The sequence below is a fragment of the Paenibacillus oryzisoli genome, from assembly GCF_050467285.1.
GTDB classification, from domain to species: Bacteria; Bacillota; Bacilli; order Paenibacillales; family NBRC-103111; genus Paenibacillus_E; species Paenibacillus_E oryzisoli_A.
In genome coordinates, this window is record NZ_JBCMUN010000014.1 from 156,173 (window position 1) to 175,189 (window position 19,017).

Sequence of the window (19,017 nt, forward strand, 5' to 3'; positions counted from 1 at the left end):
GACGGGATATGCTTCATCAAAAAAAGCCTGTTCATTACAGGCTGAAATTGACTAATGCTCTGGGGAAGCTAATCCCTATATCACAGGGGAATCAACGTTTCGGCTACACCAACAACACAGCTTGAATACTGCACTGTTGACAACACCCCTTTTGGGGGTGGGCGCTTCACTTTGACGGGTGAAGAACAACGTCGCGGAGCTGGACGGGGAACTCTCAACATGGTTTAACGTCTTTTCTCTTATCTTATTGCCTACCAATAAAATAAAGGCACACTGCCAGTTATATGTTGTCATATGTCGGGGCATTACAAGGGCGTACCATTTCTCAAGGGATACTCCTTCGCGGTTGGGGCAGTTTGTTTACTGCTTTGTCCCTTAGCGACTAGAGGGAAGTTTTGGGTTCCATCTCCTGTTATACAAATGAATAAGCCGGATAATAGTTCGTTACATCATTATTTTGAAGTTTTTTGATTAATCCTTCTTCTCATGTAAAAAATTTGATCCGCGCTTGTATGGACAGACCTTGTCATTACGGCTGTGACCTAAGAGCTGCGTGAGATATTGGTTTTGCAGCCATCGAATTTGCTTGGTTGCCAGAAATTTTGAAGTGTACTTCGGAGTTTTGATACTGCCCCGATTTACAATCGGGTTGAGTCGGGGATCAACAGACACAAATTCCATAATGGAATCGATAAGCTGCTGCTTGCTGTATTTTTGCAATCGTCGCAGTTGGTACTCTAATCCAGCCTTCCGAAAATCGTGAGCAGCGCAATATTTTACTTTGCCGTAGGCTGCACAGCTTTTAATCAAGCCGCGAACTTGCTTCTCAGACATGCGATGACCCCAGATATTTGTTTCCTTGTTCGGAAAATATCGTTCCAGCAGTTTTAGCTTCTCAATCAGAAAATCAGGCAGCGGAATCATGCGCGGACGATTATTTTTGTTCTGGTTCTTCTTGTTCAAAAAAATGCACTTCTTCTCGAAATCAATCTGGTCAAATGAGATTCGCAAAAGTTCTGAAATGCGCGGTGACCCGCCATAAGTTAGAAGTTCCAGCATTGTTTGCTCATAAATGCTGTAATGCTTGCCCGCTTGTTTGATAATCACTTGTGCTTCACGCAAAGTATAACCCGTCCCGCCTTCTCGTCCTCGGCGGCGCTCAGCTTTTCGAGCTATCGGAATCATCGCGTTATGCTTCTCGTTTACCAAGCTTGAAAAACTACGAATGCCAGCTTTTTGTCCTGATTCTGCCATCTTAGAAATTGCACTTACATACGCACTGATTGTTTTCGATGAGCAGCCACGAGAAATAAGTGAATCGATGTAAGCTCCAACCATCTTCGGGCGTATGTCCCGCAATGATTTGACGTTGTTATGGTTCTCGTAGCAGAATTTTAAAAATGTTCGGCAACTCTTTTTGTATCTATCAAACGTTACTGATGACCAAACCCCTTCAACTCGGAGATTCCAATTGTTGCCTTTACGAGCATCACGTTTTGTCGGCTTATTTGCCGCTGCTCGGCTCACTTTCGAGTTTGCGACCATCACTCTATCGAGATCGGCATGTAAACAAATCAGTTCATGCCGCTGTTTGCTGCTTAAATGGTTGATTCTTCGTTGCTTATCGCTTATTTTTGTCTTACCCGCTTGCTTCCCACGCTTCTTCTGACCGCTAAAATGCTTGCATTCATAGCTTGGCTTATCCGACAAAGCGCGGTGAAGCTTTTGTATATCTTCAATGCTCACTCAGATCACCTCCGTAGTCGGAGGGATTATAGCAGGTATTTTAATGTTTAGGGGAAAAATAAAGCATGTTGGAACAATATGAGCTAGGATATATAATAGTAATTACTTTGATCTTGTTTATAATCACAATCTTTTATAAGGGCTGAACTTGATGATTAATGTATATGAGGATGATAAAATAATTAACGAATATCTCAACAGAGTTCTAATCACTCAAGTTGGAATGTTTATCGAATTTGCTAGTAACCTTGAATTTGAAGATATCTACGCCGAAGCATTCCCTCTACACTTAAGGAATAAGCCAGAGTATTGCCTTGCAAAATTAAACCAATTGAATGAGTTTTTGATTGATTCTTTTCTTCACGATGTACTTCCATTGGATGAATATATCATTTACAATATCTTAGATTTCATGAACGAAGCTCTAGATTCTGAGGAAGAGGTAAATATTCTTGAGAACGAAAGGAATAAATTTGTTGCTCTGAAAAAACCATTATCACAGGAGTCTGTTAATTTAATACACCAACTAGATAGCATCAATCAAATCATCGGTTTCATTTTTGAAGATATTGATTTTTTAGACGTTGGTTCATTATTCCAGTGTTTTATCAGAGATCCAAAAAACTTTCAAAAGTTTTTCCATGTAGACTTAGATTTATATCAAGAATTAATGCCGGATGACATAAAGCAGAAATATCAAGAAATCAAACGTGATCTATATTCACAACAGATTAGCGTTGATTCTAAACCGTATGTTAACTTTGAGTCAAAGAACCAATTTATTATTTTTATTCGAAGCATTATGGAAAAGTTCACATTTTACGTAACTCATAAAAAACTTTATAAATTAATTAACAGTGATGAGAAAAAGTTTAGTGAAAAAGAATTCCAAATTTTGTTTGGGTTCTACTTAGAAATTTCCTTAAGAGGCTTTGATTTGGACATTTCTCCGGAAACAGATACTGGAAGAGGATTAGTTGACTTCAAAATAAGCTGTGGCAAAAACTATAGAGCGTTAATTGAATTCAAGTTAGATACTAATTCTAATCTTGAAAAAGGAATTGATTACCAATTGCCATTGTATCAGCATGTCACAAATATTGATTATGGAGTTTATTCAATCGTCTGTTTCGATGATAAATCATACAATAGGAATGAATACTTTCGAAAAAAAGCTGCAGAATCCTCCGATAAATACAATGTATGTATAGAATATTTCTGTATAGATGCAAGAGATAATAAGAAATCTGCATCAAATGCAAAAAACGATAATGATATGCAAATTAAGGAGTTCTCCGACTAAACTACTTATTGTTGATGTATTGCAAATAACGCCTTAGCAAGATCATCCCCCCTCTACCTGCCTAATGATTTTGTATCGTTTACGACGATACAAAATCAACGCCAGATAAAGGGGGCTTTACAGGCTACTGTCGTTTCACGACATTCGCCTGCACATGAAGTCAGCGGTCAAGAACCGCTGACTTCATGTGCTTGTAAACCTTTCTTTAAAGGCAAATCAAAATATAACGAAAAAGATTAGCAATTCCAAGTCATGTTTTTAAATAATATTAGGGGGCGCGGGATTATGAGCACAATTACGGTTAACATCAATTTTTTGCAATTTGGTATTATATTCTCACTTATTTACATCGGCTTTAGATTTCTGGGGATGTTTGTAAAACTTCCAGTTGGCGAAGGATGGCTAGCATTCTTCAAGACATGCTCTTATGGACTCTTAGCTCTATTCATATATAGGTATTGCACAGCAAAGCAATTGACTGAGGTTCCTATAGTAGATGCATTTACTTTTATTTTATGCTGCTTGGAATGTTCAGGTAATTTCATTGTTTTTCTGGAATCTATTAAAAATTACTTCTCACCTATTTTTTCATTGTTTAAAAATGAAAATGATGATTACTCACGGTAAATTAGCGCTTTGCCAAAGTAAAATGCGACCATCACTGGTACGCATTTTTGTTTATATTTGACCGGATCTTTTCGAATAACAGCCCAATACTACACTTTAAGCTGCACAATATTGCCTTATAATTTCTTCGATATTTGTCGCATCACTAAGCTGTTTCATGGTATTGTAATTCATCCAATTAACACGTCGCTAAAGCAGGAGATTCCAATCTCCCATATTTACAAACCGTTGCTGAGCAACGATTAACGCGGCGTGGTGACCGAAAGTGTTAATCAAAACTTAGAAATTACAACACAATGCATTAAATAAAGCCGTTTTCCTTCATGCTGTAGAAATTTGAATCCCCAATAATGATATGATCCAAAAGTTCAATTCCAAGTATTTCTCCGGCTTCTTTTAACCTGTTTGTGATCATCAAGTCCTCAGTACTACTTTGTGGGCAACCACTTGGATGATTGTGGAAAATCACGACTGACGCGCTGGAGCTAAGAATCGCCAGCTTGAAAACTTCACGCGGATGCACAAGACTTGCATTAAGACTACCGATGGATACCACATGGATGGCATTGACCTTATTTTTGGTATCTAGCGTAATTAATCCACAAATCTCACGGTCTGCATCGCCAATAAACGACTTGGCTAAACGCATTACATCGTTTGGACATTTGATCGTACGTGTCTCGAATGGAAAGCTCGCTTCCTTGACGAGTTTTAGACTAACTACATCTAAACGCTTCATTCGAGTTATCTTTTCTTTTGCCTCTGTAAGTTGCATCTCTTGCAACCTCCCTGTATGGATTTTTATTTTCTTGGCTTGCTTGGCTCGAATACTAAGATAAGAGCAACACTTATAACAGTTGTAAAACCGTTAAAGCTTGTTCAAGGAACAATTTAAGCTAAATAACCGGATCATTATAATCCCATTTTTTTACATGTCAACAAAAAATAAAAATTGTTGACAGCCCTTCTTTTTCTCCTATAACGGAGTCAAAGGATGGTGAACAATATTAAAAAGTTTATTGAGGAGATGACACTTCGTGTCTGTCCAAAGCTGGAAATAAGGGAATTTACAATAGCAGAGGAGACAATGCGCAAACCGATCATTGAGGAAGCAGACTTTCGACCTAATTTTGCAAAGGAATATTTAGAGCAAGGGTTCGTTGAATTTCCGATCTATCGAACTATTACAATTGCTCCATTGAGTAGAGGCGGTAAATTCTGCGACTATACAGTAAAGAGACTTGGACTTGGAAATCTGGTGGAGATTACACAGAGCTATGGGGATTTGGAGATTAATCCTCAGGACAGTCGATATCTAAAACGAGCATGCCAGTATGAGTCAAGGGTTTTCCGCTTCTGTTACGATTACAATGAGAAGCGCTTTAAACTGGAGAATAACTCTGAGCGTTGGGAGAAATTGCTTGATGAAGCAATGGAGTGGCTGTTTCATGAAGAGGTAAATAAAGCATTATGGGGATTCATTGATTTTTACCATGACTTTTGGATTGAACGTGAAACGTTCAATTACAAGCGTAAATTGACCCCTATAGTCACCTTACTTGACTTGAAGGAGTTCTGCCATTACCTCTGGCATCAATGCGCGGAAATGGTTGATTATTTTACGATATTGAGCATGTTCGGTGAAATTTCGGATTCCGAGAAGGCTGTTCTAGTAGAAATCGTGACTCGACTACAGTCTGAGGTGGACGACTTGCATATGTATTTGAATGCTCAAGTATTTATTCATGAAAAGCGATTAGACGATTTTTATCTTGATCATGAACATAATCGTAGGGTACGAAAGCTTGAAGAGACAATAAAAAGAGCAATGAAGCCAGGATTCTATGTTGATCCAACTAAGCAGGAGCTTTACCGGAATGTCGGACAATATTATGCATCAATGAAGCCAACCAAAGACTTTTTCAATGCTGAAACGATGAAGGCACTTAAGGAGCGGCTTGTTCGGCAAGCCCAAAAAGCGCTGCTGATTAAGGGTACGACGGAAGTTGAGTCCTTTGATGATCTACAGTTTATTTTCTTAGACCTGTAAAATCGGCTACCGCGCTAGACACTCAAAGTCTGGAATTCGACTTTTCGGTCCAGCTTTGGTCTGATAGAAATACCCACTTCACAATAATGTATGTGAGGTGGGTATTTTTCACTCATACTATGAAACAAACCTTATTACTCCTGATTATTTAAAGAAAAGACCTGTTGTAAAACCGCCTACAACATCGATTTTCCCGTAGCCAATTCCCACTTCCTTTAAGTCGGGATCCAGTAAGGTTTCTTTCTGCCTTGACCAAAAACTAAAAACACTTACTTCATTTTTAGATACAATCTTTTCTAGATCATCTGTGCCTAAAGGATCACTTCTAAATTCAATAAGAGAAGTGGGCTCGATTAGCTCCAGAACAGCGCTATAATCTTGTTTAGATGCAATTTCTTGCAACTCTGATGAATCTGTGTGATTACCGTACGTATACCTTTTACTAAACCATTGTTGGCTAAGTTTCGATGCTTCACTCGAAGCTTCATCATTCCAAACAAGCCTATTTAAGCCGTTTTCTTCACGTAACGCATTGATATGATCAAGTAATCGTAATTCTTGTCGGTAAATCAGTTGATTTTTCATGTCATCTGTCAAGGCTTTTGAAGCCAGTGGCTGTTTCAAGCTGATCTCTACTGATTTTTCATATGTATCGATATTTGCTATGCTGTTCCATAACTGCTTGCGGTTCTTGCCAGAGCTAATCCCGAAATTATAAACGCTTAAGCCATCAGTATTCATACGCTCCATTTCCGCTGGAACATCTGAGCCGGAAGCATTGATTTGAACCAAGTGATCGTTATAGAATAATAATCTTATGAACCGATTGAAATCCTGGTTATACACCCAGAATTCACCATGATCAAAAACGGAGTACTCTTTACGGTTAGGTTCCCCCAGAATCTTGCTTACTTCACTTGGTGTTGAATTAAGTACAATTCCATATACCCCGTAGTTTGAACTAGCTGGCGTGAGTGGGGATTCGGGAAGTACATTAATCGCCTTTTTGGGAAGTGTATATTTGCTGCTGTCTGAATCTTGAAATGCGTTATTTCTAGACAATTCCATAAAAATCCTGTGATGCGACGTTGCTAATCCAATGCCACTGTAGTTTGGACTTAGCACCAAATTATTTGTGTTCCAATATTTAAATTGGTCGAGGTAGCTAAAAGGTAAATCCACAACCGCCCAATTTTTTCTTTCCAAAAACTTGCCTTCAAGAAATTCTTGATCAAACTCACTCGCTTTTTTTCGCGCTTTTTCAAGGGCGCTTGCATCCTGCAAAAAAGATGGCATGCCACGACTTGCACGCTCAGCATTAATAAATCCATAAATTAGCGTTGTAATATCATCATCAGATAAATTCAAGCGTTCTATTGCAAAATCCATGCCTCTTTTATTTATTAAACTGATTGCCGATACCAATATCTCTCCGTTCTGGTCAACCCCGTATACTGTTGCATCGGATTGATCTAACAGTTTCTTGGCTTCAAAGTAATCAACACCTTTTGTGATGCCATAGTAATTAAAGTTCTTTGCATTCGAGTAGATAAAATTGGACTTCCCTGAGTAATCAAAAAAGATTTGCAAAAAGTTATTATAATCGTTGTTATAAATCCACCAAACGCCATTTCCTGATTTTGTCCATAATTTTAAATCAGGTTCCCCCAGCTTCTGTGCTATCTCCGAATAATGTTGATCTAGATGAACACCGAATATCCCATTGGAGATCTGCTCGTATTCAGGGGATGATGGCTCGAACTTTTCAGGCTTTTCCCCCAAATAAATACTTTTGGAATCATGATCCCAACCAATTGGCTGAGAGAATTTTTGGCTTACATAACGCACCGGCACATAGGTTGTCCCGTTATAAAGCATGGCAAGCGGTACATAGGCATCACCGTCATAAAAATATCCTGATTTATCTTGCTGATCCAATTGTCCATCAAAATAAAACGCTGTCGGATACAATGTCACTTCAATTTCTTTATTTAGGCTGCTCTGCGCCTTTTGTGGACCAATCACAATGTCTTGTAGAGATAGCTTTTTCATTTGTGCTGGTCGTTGACCAACAATAACGGAACGTGTCTCTTCATCCCAATTTATTTGTTTGCCCATCTTCTCCGAAATATAGCGAATAGGCAAGTAACTTGTGCCCTGATAGTTGATAACTAGCGTTTTATCGTCCGCTTTTTGCTTGTCTACGTAGAATGACACATTAGAGTAGAGCACCACATTCAATTTCTGTGTCTCGCCTGCGGCATAAACTGATACCGGTGTGGTGATGATTAACATGGCTAACACCATGAAAATTGTAAGAAGTCTTTTCATTTGAATTGTTACCCTCCATTTTTATTGTCTGACTCCGTTTGTTCCTCAAAATTTTTATCCTTTTTAGTTGAGGTCATCCACCTCTGACTGCAACCTTGATGCTTCTCGCCGTGCCGAAGCGGCTTCGGCACGCGCGGCATTTGCTGCTGATTCCGCAGCCTCTAGACGCCCCACAACTTCTTCATGCATCCGCTCTTGTTCATATAAATTCAGGCATTCCTTCAGTGTCGAAGCGCGCTGATTCATCACGTATTTTTCTAATTTCTCTATAATAGTAACCTTCCAATAATCCTCTGGCACGAACGACGCTGTCAGTTGTTTGATGGCACTTTCCAAGCTAGCTTGAATTTCAGTAAGTCTGCTAGCCTTTACGCACAGGCGCCGCGACATGATTGCTCGCTCCAGGGATATACTTAGCCATAAAAAGCTGCCGACATGGAGGACGACAAGATCGGTCGCGACCAGTAAAACATCCACGTTTTGCGGTAGATTCAGCGGCTCAAAAAAGGGAGTGAACAGCAGTTTATCAGAATAATGAATCAGGACATGCGATATGCCGGTTTTAATAAACGCATAAATCCATGCGGCAAGACCGAAAATGGTCACAGGTAAGTTAAACGGCTTTTTCAAAATGCTGCTGTATTCTTCGGCATAATCCGTAATTCGCTGTATTAACGCCTTCGTCTCTGTTAGCCCTTGAAGTAGCTCATCTGAACTCATTTTTCTCCCCTCCCAAACCGGATAACAAATCTGCTGATCATGTAGCAAACCACATGGTTAGCGAACAGCCAAAAGAGCATGGCTAAAAATTCTTTAGCGGTATGCATGCCGTAGCGATGATCCAGTACGATTGCAAACTCGATACAAGCTAGTATGAGCGCTATTAAAGGCATAGCCTTCAGCATCATCAAAGGACCGAAAAAAAGTGTTTGAAAAATGGGAACTTCGTTTTGAATTTGCTTTATCAGCCGGTGCCTTGGTAATTCATATGTCAGGCTATTTTTCATGTACTTCTCCTTTCTTAAAAAAAGCCACCTCGAAATCTGAGGCGACTGGTTTGTGATTAATTAATGAACTTAGCATCTAGAAGCCCAATTGAAGAAGCGCTACTGCAAAACCCACCAACACTAACGACTACTTTTACTTTTAATGCACCGGTTAAATCAACGGCTACTTTAATTGGTTTCGAAATATCGGATGAAACACCGCCGGAGTCATAAACGAGTTTTTCATCAGCATAGATTTTGATCTGACCGATATTATCCGTTTTAGGAAGCTTATTCCATCCAGAATCCGGAGCAATAAAAGCTTCAAAGCTTTTATATTGTCCATTTGTCAGATATTCGTAAGTCACTAGATCAAGCATTTTAGCAAAATTGCAGGAGTATGTTTTGTACGTATATCCATGTGTAAACTGAACGCCGGTGTTTGTGGTAAACGAAGCTGCCTGCTTCGCATATTGATTCGAATCGTCATTGTAAATGTTCTTGTATGTATGTGTTTTCATTTCTTCCATGTAGGTAACTTGCCCTTCTTTTGGCTTCCCTACGTAAATCGAAGTCGTTGGTCCGTCATAGTCTACCTTTTGTCCTAAGCTTTCTGCAACGAAGCGCAGCGGCACATACGTGGTTCCATTGTAAATAAATCCTTGTTGATCGTCCGGTGCCATTTTCTCTATACCGTCAAAATAATATTTCAGCGGCTGGAAAAACACCTCAATGTTGCTAGAGCTTGCCGCAAAACTGATACCACTAAAAAATAATGAACCAGCCAAAAATGATGCAATCAAATGTTTTGCTTTAAACGTCTTATTCATTTACTTTGACCTCCAAATTATCATGTAGTTATCCTTCTTCTTCAATCCCTAGTGCCTTTACAACGATTTCTCGGTACTTTTTGGCTGGTCTCGCGCCTGTGATTAAATTGGATAGTCTGTACTCGGGTATGTTCTCTTGCTCACATAGCTCTCGTCGTGTCATCTTTTTCTCCGCCAATTTCTCGATGATCTTCCAGCCTAGCGGTGTTATCTTTGGCTTCTGTGACACAACAGATCACCTCCATAGGGTTTAACTGATTGTCTGTTGTGATATAATGATAATTGGCATTTTTGTTGCCGATCTGATCTTACTAAATTAATTGAGCACAGTCAATATAAATATTTAATTAAATTAGCGATGTGGAGCTATAATCATGTCTGCATTAAAATAACTTAGTGGAGGCTTGAAATGGATAAAGCAAACGAAGAGAAGTTGAAACATGAGATTGGAAGACGGGTACATGAATTGAGAACAAAGCGCGGGGAATCGATGGATACTTTCGGAAAGTTAATCGGAACGAATTCGCCTATGATTAGCAATATCGAAAATGGGAAGAGCATTCCTGGCGGAGTTATTCTGCTTAACATGGCTAACGCCTGTAATGTATCTATTGACTGGATTCTTAAAGGTGAGACTCCCAAACAAGATGAGCTACGTGAAGAAGTAAGAAGGCATATTTTTTTTAATCGGCATTGGCAATTTTCTTGCCGTTTAAGTAACAACGATATGAGCGAAGAAAATCATAAAGTGTTAAATGCGGTATTTTCTTTGTTGGAAAACATTCAAGACTTGTGTCACGAGGAAATTGAACTTTTAAGTGTAGTTGCTTCGAAGATGAAGAAGAATAACGAGAATAAATAAAAGTGATAAAATTAATCACAAAATAATTTCAACTTTTTTTCTGAAGACATGTAACTTTTTTTGAATTCTTGCGTTTATTAGAGTGCAAGTGAAAATAATACCATCTTATATAATGAGATCGCCGCGTTTCGCGGCGCACGGTGGCTTCCAATCTGGGGCTGCCGTTTTTATTCCAGAAGTAAATAAACCTAATGCAAAATAAAAACAAAGGGTTGGTAAAAGCGGTGGACTAGAACCCCCAACAGTAGCTCCTGTAAAGAAGAGGAAAATTGGATTCAACAGACTTTGGGAAGAATTGCAAGATTACATCACTGACTTGGAGCAAGATTCAAATCGCTCAAATACATAGATCACGAACAATCAGAATATCACGAGGAGCAATATGAAGCATATGGACACATAGCCGCCTATATGAATCGAATAATGGCTGAAATAACATAGAAATAGTAACTTGCCGCTTTCGCGGCGCACGGTGGCTTCCAATCTGGATAGCTGCCGTTTTTATTCCAAGGATAAATCACCCAAGCAAGGTTGTAATCCGGTAAATTGAGCAATGAAATGGAAAAAAATAAAATGATATGGAGAGCGATGAACGATGACAAATTGGGTAAATGTGGCTGGGTATAAAATTGATAATGGTCAAGTGTTTGCAACACTTGCCTCACACACAAAAGTTGGAGCTTATATATTTGTTACCGAGAATGAAGATGAAGAAACCGTTGAATATCAAATTGATCCGAAAACTAATAAACTCACTGGTTATAATCTGCACGAGGAGGAAGAGCTTGAAATCGATGCGATGGCAAGCGAGGAGCTGCTTGACTTTATACTCAACCATGAGGGAGTAAAAATGACAGCGAATCCTAAATGGGTCGATGTTGCCGGGTACAAAATCAATGACAACAAAGTGTATGCCCTTACTGTTTCATACGGAGAAGTGATTTATGACAGTACGACAGGTGATACTACTGAGACTAGGAAGAACCAAGATTATCTTCGTATGAATTCCGCACATTTGAGGATAGTCAGGAAATTAGTTACTCAGTAAATCCAGAAACATTCGAAATTACTCGCTGGAATGCGCTTCATCCCCTTGATCATACGAGTATGGGAGTCGCTAATGAGGAACTTAAGAGTTATCTCTTGAATCACCCAGAGGTTAAAGAAAGATTAGCGAAACTTGCGGACTAACTGTCTGGCTTAGATCTAATGAATCTTTGATACAGCGCGTTATCCCTCTAGGTACAAATTAATAATTGAAACGAATAAGCGCAATGTTTCCTTGGTGGCTGCACTTATTCATTTTCTACTCTCAAGGATGGACGGTGAAGCTCAATGAAAGAATTGAGTAAAGATGAAGTACGGGAAATCGTTCTAGAGGTTGTTGATGAACTAAAGCTTAAGGAGATTTATATACCGGATGTAGTTCGCAGTGCAATTTATATAGCCGTTGGAGAAATTACAGCTTGGGATGAAAAAACTTCCTTATATGATGATGAGATTGATTTATAAGCTGATCCCTCTTGGGGGGAGCTACGCCCTTCGTGGCTTTTTGATGAAGATTACGAATATAAAGATCATTTTGACACGGTTGAGGAAGCTGTGTACAGCGGTGCGAAATCCATTCTTGAACAACAATGTGAAGGAGAACAGAGGTTAGAGAAACAGTTAACGATTGTACGTCCTGCTTATGTGGGTCTTTTTTCCTATGAAAGCAGGAAATTGGAAGACAAATGTCGAAATCATTATGATTAAGTCGTAATATATTGCTATTGATACGAGGTGAATCGAAATGAAACTTGACGGAATCGTTTCTTTATATAATGATATGCGATTATCTAACCTTAACAGGTATAGATTTGGTTTTACATACAATAACGTTTCCTTTGATGTCTTCTTCTTTATAGATGAGAGTCCCTATAAATTAATGTTTGGTGTGAAGGCGGAAAACTTCTACTTTGAATTGGATGTAAAAAAAGGGTTTATTATTGACCCTACGCTTGAACGTGAAAAGTATTCTGAATTATGCCGAATACTCGGTTTGCGATATGATGAGACTAATAAGTTTAAGCCGATATATTTCTTTACTGAGTTTAACAAAAAAATTCCACAAAAAGCTGATAAGAAGAATACTCCCAAACCACATGAAATAGCAGTTTATCGCAAAGATGTGGAAGAAGCTGATAAAATATATTTTATGGGCTGGCTTGATAACACAATCAACGGTAAAAAATTTACTACAAAAAATCTTGAAAAGACAAGGTTGCTATTGGGAAAAGATGCTTATGTCCAGTGTAAAGCAAAGAATGTAAGCAGTAGATGGACAGATGATATTAATAAAGCTCAGGAAGTTACCTTAGATTTCTGATAAACGCGTTAAACAAGATGACTACATAATAGAGGTGCTATATGAGCAGCAGAAATAAGTTAGAATTAACATGGGTAGGGAAAGACCAAGAACCGCAGCTCGAACCACGAATTCTATTAGAAGACACTTCGAAATCCTACGGAACAAACCCAGCAAATATATTGATACACGGTGACAATCTACTCGCATTAAAAGCTATTGAGCAAGAGTATTCTGGCAAGATACAGTGTGTTTATATAGATCCTCCATTTAATACTCAACAAGCTTTTGAGTATTATGATGACGGTTTAGAGCATTCAATATGGTTATCAATGATGAAGAGTCGGTTACAGTTGATTCATAAGCTTTTGCATGAAAGCGGCTCGTTATTTATACACATAGATGATAATGAATTGGGTTATCTTATTGCCATTACAGATGAAATATTCGGTAGAAAAAATCGTATATCAGTTATAACTTTTAAACAAAGCTCTGTATCCGGACCAAAAGCAGTCAATCCAGGCTTAGTTACCACCTCAAGTTTTATTCTTTATTATGCGAAAGATAAAGCCCACTGGAAATCAAATAAAGTTTATGTACCAGTGAAAAGAGACGATAGGTATAACAAATATATTACTAACTTTAACGAGCACTACAGTAATTGGAAGCTCGACAATCTAAGGAATGTCATCGCTGATAAATATGGGATAAAGCCGACTCAACTGAAAACTAAATTTGGTGATAATTTAGAACATGAAATTGAAAGTTTTGTACTAGAAGATCCTAGACGAATAGTTAGGACTGCTAGGGTTGCCCCAAAAGATATAAATCCCGAAGCTAGAATTCAATTAGAGAATTCCAGGCTCCATCCAAATAAAGTGTTTAGATCTGAAAGAGAAAACAAAGACGATTATTACTTCTTAAATGGGGAACAACTTGTATTTTATTCCACAAAAACAAAAGAAATTGACGGTAAATACATTACTGGAGAACCAGCTTCAACAATTTGGGATGATCTCTTGTCAAATAATCTACATAAAGAAGGTGGTGTATCCTTTCCAAATGGTAAGAAACCAGAATTCTTGATTAAACGAATCTTAGAGTTATCTACTCAAAAAGGAGATTTAGTTTTAGATTCGTTTGCTGGTTCAGGCACTACTGGAGCTGTAGCGCAAAAGATTGGACGTAAATGGATTATGATAGAACAAGGAGAACATTGCCATACACATATATTCCCTCGCTTAAAAAGCGTCGCCGATGGCGATGATCAAAGCGGCATAAGTAAAGCGGTAAATTGGCAAGGTGGCGGTGGTTTCCGATATTTCCATCTCGCTCCAAGCTTGTTAAGTAGAGATAAATTTGGCAATTGGATTATTAGTGAAGAATATAATGCTACCATGCTTGCAGAAGCAATGTGCACTCATAAGGGATTCAAATTTAAGCCAGACGACTCATTTTATTGGAAACAAGGGCAGTCTACTGAACTGGATTTCATCTATACAACAACTCAATTAGTAACACGCGAAATCGCAGATCACATCCAAAGTCAGATGACGGTGGATGAAACGGTACTGGTTTGCTGTAAAGCTTATACTGTGAATCCAAATGACTATCCGCAAATGACATTCGAGAAAATTCCAACGTCTATCATAAAACGATGCGAGTTTGGAAAAGACGATTATAGTTTAGACATTGCAGAAAATCCACAAAAACACGGTACAATTGAATTAGACTCGTCTGAACAGGGGGACAGTCAATGAATCGTCATGTAAACTCAACTTCAGCCCGATTAAGCTTACGAAAGCCCCAGAGGGATTCTTTGGAAATTTTAGCAGAACTGCTTGTTGTTCTAGAGCTTGGTAAACATACTTCTGAATCTTTGCTTACTCAACTGGAAAACACAAAAGCATTGTATCCTTCCGTTACGGATTTCGAGCGGGATTTCCCTTCCCTATGCTTTGCCCTGGCTACAGGAGTTGGGAAAACAAGGTTAATGGGGGCTTTTATATCATATCTGCATATTGCCAAGGGTATGAAGAACTTTTTCGTTCTCGCCCCAAACTTGACAATCTACAACAAATTGATAGCGGACTTCACCCCAAATACACCGAAGTATGTTTTCAAAGGGGTCGCTGAATTCGCCTCAAATCAGCCCATTATCATTACTGGTGATAACTACGAAGATGGTATGGGGGTTCGAAAACAAAGCATTTTTGGTGAAACAGAAGTCCATATCAATATTTTTAACATCTCTAAAATTAACTCGGAAGTGCGTGGCGGCAATTCGCCGCGCATTAAGAGATTGCAAGAATACATTGGACAAAGCTATTTTGAATACCTCTCTTCACTTCCCGACTTGGTGCTTCTGATGGATGAGTCGCATCGCTATAGAGCTTCTGCAGGAATAAAAGTTTTGAATGAATTAAATCCGGTATTGGGTTTGGAATTGACGGCAACTCCACAAGTCGAAAGCGGCACCAAGTCTATTCCATTCAACAACGTCATATATAGCTATCCTTTACATAAGGCAATGGAAGACGGATTTGTCAAAGAACCAGCGGTAGCTACGCGTGAAAACTTTAATGCTTCACAGTTTTCCGAAGAAGAACTGGAAAGGATCAAGCTAGAAGACGGTATTCTTGTCCACGAAGAAACGAAGGTGGAACTGGAGATTTATGCTAGGCAATATCAGCAGCCTATAGTTAAACCGTTTGTTCTTATTGTCGCGCAGGATACTGATCACGCGCAGCAGCTTCTGCAAACTATTCAATCTGATTCCTTCTTTGAAGGAAGATACAAGAACAAAGTCATTACGGTTCATTCTAACCAGCGCGGCGAAGAAAAGGACGAAACGATTCAGCAGCTCATTGCTGTTGAGAATCCAAGCACCGCGACTGAGATCGTAATTCATGTAAACATGCTAAAAGAAGGCTGGGACGTAACTAATCTGTATACGATCATCCCCCTTCGCGCTGCGAATTCCAAAACACTTGTAGAGCAATCGATTGGGAGAGGGTTACGACTTCCTTATGGTAAACGTACAGGAGTGAAAGCTGTTGACCGCCTAACGATTATTGCTCATGATAAGTTTCAGGATATCGTCGATGAAGCAAACAATCCGAATTCCATTATCCGCAGCGGTGTAATAATCGGAAAAGATGTTGCTATAGAGCAAAAAAAGGTTATTGCCGCCCCGCCAGCCATTGAAGAAGTTGTGGCAAAAGCTGTTGAAGAGACAATCGTGAAAGAATTTAATGATACATCTGGTACAGAGCATGTAAATCGCGATAACCCGGTTGTACAATCGAATATTCAACAGATTACACATTTAGTGCAAACAAAGGTTCAGCAGTTTGAATACCTTTCTTCATCCAAGCAATTGGAAGCTCCAGAAATCAAAAAGCAGCTTGTACGCGAGGTACAGGCAGCATATGTTCATACTGAACTGGATTTATTCCCAGCACAGCGAGAAGAGATGATTGAGAAGATCGTTGAGATTTTCGTTGAGAAGACGATTCAATATAGCATTGATATCCCTAGAATTATTGTCCAGCCTGTTGGTGGTCTCCAATGGGGATATGAAGATTTTGATCTAAATGTCAGTGGCATTAACCTGTTGCCCGTAGATGACCATATTTTGATCCAGCATTTGCGGACAAGCGAGCGCGAAACCCTGCAACGATACGAGAATGATTACTACGAGGATCGGCTTGAAAACTATCTAGTATCTGTATTAGCCGAGTATCCCGATGTATCTTATGATGAGCATACGGAACTGCTTTACAAATTATCAAGCCAACTGGTGCGGCATCTTCAAAGCTATTTATCGGATGATAAGCAAGTACGTAACGTTCTCCTATACAATCGTTCCAAGCTTGGTGAATTCGTTCATGCTCAGATGAAGCAGCACTACTTCGCAAAAGCCGTTGATTATAAAGTCACGATTCCAAAAGGCTTCGAGACTCTAAAGAATAATTACTATACATCAGCCTCTGAAGAAGGAGTGCGCCTATTCAGGGAACCTGTACATGACAAAAATCGAATTAGAAGCATGGTTTTTGGCGGCTTCCTCAAGTGTCTGTATAAAGAGCAGAAATTTGATTCAGATAGCGAGCGGCGATTTGCTGTAATTTGTGAAAATGATCCAAACGTCGAGAAATGGTTCAAGCCATCGATGAATCAGAGTCATATTAGGATTTATTACAGCCATAACTCAACGTACTACCCTGATTTTGTTCTGGAGACTAAAACAAACAAATACATCGTTGAGGTTAAAAAAGAAAGTGAGATTGCAAATGATGTCGTCCAAGACAAAGCAAAGGCAGTAGTGAAGTGGTGTCAACATGCGACTGAACATGAATTACAGAATGGCGGGAAAGCATGGTCATATTTATTGGTTCCGCATAGTGAAATTCTGGATAATATGACGATTGAGGGATTGAAAGCACGATATATCATCCAATAAAGAAACGGTGCCGCTACTTACGCAGCGGCACCGTTTCTTTATTCCATTTTATGACATTAATCCTAATTTCCCCAGCCTAATTAATAATGCTTGTTTACTAACCTCAAATAGTTTCGCCAACTTATCAATATGTTCATCATGATCTGATGACAAATCAATATTATATTCAAGCTCAGAAATAGCTTTTTTTATTAGGTCTTCTGGCATAAGTAAAGCAGCTGCAAATGCATTTGCTTCAATTTCTTGTGTATCTTGACTATTTGTGTTATCTGTTAACCGAAAATTAACTCTAAAATTTGCATCGTTGTCTACATGCAACTTGTTACCTTCATGCATAGTAAAATGACCAATTTCATGAGCTATTGTAAATCTCTTTCTAGTAGGTGGATGAGAGGAGTTCACCCCAATAACTACGTTTTGTCCATCCCTATATAAAAGACCCGAAATAGCATTGTTTTCAAAAGGTTGTTGTACGACAGATATATTTAAGCTTATTGAAATACTTTCAACATTTATCGGATAATCATTAATGTTTAATTTTTCGATTAATTGATATGCTTTTTTTTCAGCCCACTTTGAACGGTTCATTTTTCTCCCTCATTTTTTATTCCCTTCTTGATAACATCTAAGATCCAAGAAAGTTGCTCCTCTGTGAATTTATCTTGTTCCAAAAGAAATTGAATATTGTCATTTTCGTCTTTCTCTAACTCGTTAATAGAAGGCAATAATTCTAAAATCTCAAGATTAAGTGTAATTGCCACTTGGTAGAGTGTATCTAGTTGAATCTTTTGTCTACCTAATTCAATATTTGCAATGGAGGATCTCGTCAGTCCAACCTTCTCCCCCATCTCTTCTTGTGTCATATTAAACCGTTCACGATTGATCCGTATTCTCTGTCCGATTACTGCATATAAGATATCTTCTACATTCAACATTAATTCACCTCTTTTTTCTGCCTTTGTTTTTATAATACTTTACTGTTTTGTGAAGCGAAAGATTTTTTTCTCTTTTTGTATTATGCGACAAACATTTCTATTAGTTTTTAATAAAATATTATCACATTGACAAGATCCCGATTGGATTATATTCTAGTATTATCCAATTTGAAAGGAGGAAAACCGTATGGCTAAAAACAGTAACCAAGGATATCGCATCGGAGCAGTTAAAGGTCGAAGTCAAGTCCAAACTCATAGCGGTCACTGGGTTGAAAGAGACCGAACTACTGGACAATTCATTAACATGAAAACCAGCAGTAAAGCGCCTTTTAAGGGTGTAACAAGAGAAAAATGAAAAACAAGCTAAAGTGGTGGCACACCTTAGCTTGTTTTTCATGTTCTTTGATAACTGAATAGATTTGAAGCATAAAGACAGAAGGTATAAGCTTGGGTGGCACCAAGCCAATACATATGTATAACTCTGATTGTTATTATATGTACGACAAAAATACCTAGAATCCTTCTGTTTTTACAA

18 protein-coding genes are annotated in these 19,017 nt (G+C 38.6%); 10 read left to right on the plus strand and 8 right to left on the minus strand.

The genetic code is table 11. The annotated features are described in order from the left end of the window. Window positions 1-471 precede the first annotated feature (471 nt). Window positions 472-1,746, minus strand: a complete 1,275-nt coding sequence (locus tag ABE504_RS23830) for a tyrosine-type recombinase/integrase (protein ID WP_430093521.1) — start codon at window positions 1,744-1,746, stop codon at window positions 472-474. A gap of 151 nt (window positions 1,747-1,897) precedes the next feature. On the opposite strand from ABE504_RS23830, the gene ABE504_RS23835 reads away from it, so the two are divergent. Beyond that, entirely contained in the window at window positions 1,898-3,049 is a 1,152-nt protein-coding gene (locus tag ABE504_RS23835) for a hypothetical protein (RefSeq protein ID WP_430093524.1), read from the plus strand. 285 nt (window positions 3,050-3,334) lie between these two features. Next, window positions 3,335-3,676, plus strand: a complete 342-nt coding sequence (locus tag ABE504_RS23840) for a hypothetical protein (protein ID WP_430093526.1) — start codon at window positions 3,335-3,337, stop codon at window positions 3,674-3,676. 301 nt (window positions 3,677-3,977) lie between these two features. Here ABE504_RS23840 and ABE504_RS23845 read toward each other — a convergent pair whose 3' ends face one another. Then, window positions 3,978-4,451, minus strand: coding sequence for a JAB domain-containing protein (locus ABE504_RS23845; RefSeq protein WP_430093529.1), 474 nt, complete (start codon window positions 4,449-4,451; stop codon window positions 3,978-3,980). A gap of 222 nt (window positions 4,452-4,673) precedes the next feature. Here ABE504_RS23845 and ABE504_RS23850 point away from each other — a divergent pair, with 222 nt between their 5' ends. Next, complete coding sequence (locus ABE504_RS23850) at window positions 4,674-5,726, plus strand: hypothetical protein (protein WP_430093531.1); 1,053 nt, start codon at window positions 4,674-4,676, stop codon at window positions 5,724-5,726. Between the two features lie 144 nt (window positions 5,727-5,870). Here ABE504_RS23850 and ABE504_RS23855 read toward each other — a convergent pair whose 3' ends face one another. The 4 genes from ABE504_RS23855 to ABE504_RS23870 all read right to left on the minus strand — a co-directional run bounded on the left by ABE504_RS23855 (window position 5,871) and on the right by ABE504_RS23870 (window position 9,873). Beyond that, window positions 5,871-8,057 carry a stalk domain-containing protein gene (locus ABE504_RS23855; protein WP_430093533.1) on the minus strand — a complete coding sequence of 729 codons (2,187 nt, stop codon included), beginning with the start codon at window positions 8,055-8,057 and terminating at the stop codon, window positions 5,871-5,873. Between the two features lie 63 nt (window positions 8,058-8,120). Continuing rightward, window positions 8,121-8,777, minus strand: coding sequence for a hypothetical protein (locus ABE504_RS23860; protein WP_430093535.1), 657 nt, complete (start codon window positions 8,775-8,777; stop codon window positions 8,121-8,123). Continuing rightward, a complete protein-coding gene (locus ABE504_RS23865; RefSeq protein ID WP_430093538.1) occupies window positions 8,774-9,064 on the minus strand; it encodes a hypothetical protein in 291 nt (96 codons plus the stop codon). The genes ABE504_RS23860 and ABE504_RS23865 overlap by 4 nt, the downstream gene beginning before the upstream one ends. 56 nt (window positions 9,065-9,120) lie before the next feature. Further along, entirely contained in the window at window positions 9,121-9,873 is a 753-nt protein-coding gene (locus ABE504_RS23870; protein ID WP_430093541.1) for a stalk domain-containing protein, read from the minus strand. Window positions 9,874-10,282: 409 nt separating this feature from the next. Here ABE504_RS23870 and ABE504_RS23875 point away from each other — a divergent pair, with 409 nt between their 5' ends. The 6 genes from ABE504_RS23875 (at window position 10,283) to ABE504_RS23900 (ending at window position 17,547) form a co-directional block, all read left to right on the plus strand. Next, window positions 10,283-10,735, plus strand: coding sequence for a helix-turn-helix domain-containing protein (locus ABE504_RS23875; protein ID WP_430093545.1), 453 nt, complete (start codon window positions 10,283-10,285; stop codon window positions 10,733-10,735). A 595-nt stretch (window positions 10,736-11,330) separates the two neighbouring features. Further along, on the plus strand, window positions 11,331-11,783 hold the full coding sequence (locus ABE504_RS23880; RefSeq protein WP_430093548.1) for a hypothetical protein: 453 nt from the start codon (window positions 11,331-11,333) through the stop codon (window positions 11,781-11,783). Window positions 11,784-12,070: 287 nt separating this feature from the next. Next, a complete protein-coding gene (locus tag ABE504_RS23885; protein ID WP_430093551.1) occupies window positions 12,071-12,247 on the plus strand; it encodes a hypothetical protein in 177 nt (58 codons plus the stop codon). A gap of 280 nt (window positions 12,248-12,527) precedes the next feature. Beyond that, window positions 12,528-13,103: a DUF6037 family protein gene (locus tag ABE504_RS23890; RefSeq protein ID WP_430093553.1), complete on the plus strand. Its 576-nt coding sequence runs from the start codon at window positions 12,528-12,530 to the stop codon at window positions 13,101-13,103. 41 nt (window positions 13,104-13,144) lie between these two features. Continuing rightward, window positions 13,145-14,842 carry a site-specific DNA-methyltransferase gene (locus ABE504_RS23895; RefSeq protein ID WP_430093555.1) on the plus strand — a complete coding sequence of 566 codons (1,698 nt, stop codon included), beginning with the start codon at window positions 13,145-13,147 and terminating at the stop codon, window positions 14,840-14,842. Next, window positions 14,839-17,547 (plus strand): DEAD/DEAH box helicase, encoded by a 2,709-nt coding sequence (locus ABE504_RS23900; RefSeq protein WP_430093557.1) that lies wholly within the window; start codon window positions 14,839-14,841, stop codon window positions 17,545-17,547. The genes ABE504_RS23895 and ABE504_RS23900 overlap by 4 nt, the downstream gene beginning before the upstream one ends. Before the next feature lie 48 nt (window positions 17,548-17,595). Here ABE504_RS23900 and ABE504_RS23905 read toward each other — a convergent pair whose 3' ends face one another. After that, a complete protein-coding gene (locus ABE504_RS23905; protein WP_430093558.1) occupies window positions 17,596-18,135 on the minus strand; it encodes an ImmA/IrrE family metallo-endopeptidase in 540 nt (179 codons plus the stop codon). Next, on the minus strand, window positions 18,132-18,482 hold the full coding sequence (locus ABE504_RS23910; protein ID WP_430093561.1) for a helix-turn-helix domain-containing protein: 351 nt from the start codon (window positions 18,480-18,482) through the stop codon (window positions 18,132-18,134). Before ABE504_RS23910 ends, ABE504_RS23905 begins: the two co-directional genes overlap by 4 nt. Window positions 18,483-18,669: 187 nt before the next feature. On the opposite strand from ABE504_RS23910, the gene ABE504_RS23915 reads away from it, so the two are divergent. Next, window positions 18,670-18,837: a hypothetical protein gene (locus tag ABE504_RS23915; RefSeq protein WP_430093564.1), complete on the plus strand. Its 168-nt coding sequence runs from the start codon at window positions 18,670-18,672 to the stop codon at window positions 18,835-18,837. The last annotated feature ends 180 nt before the right edge of the window (window positions 18,838-19,017 follow it).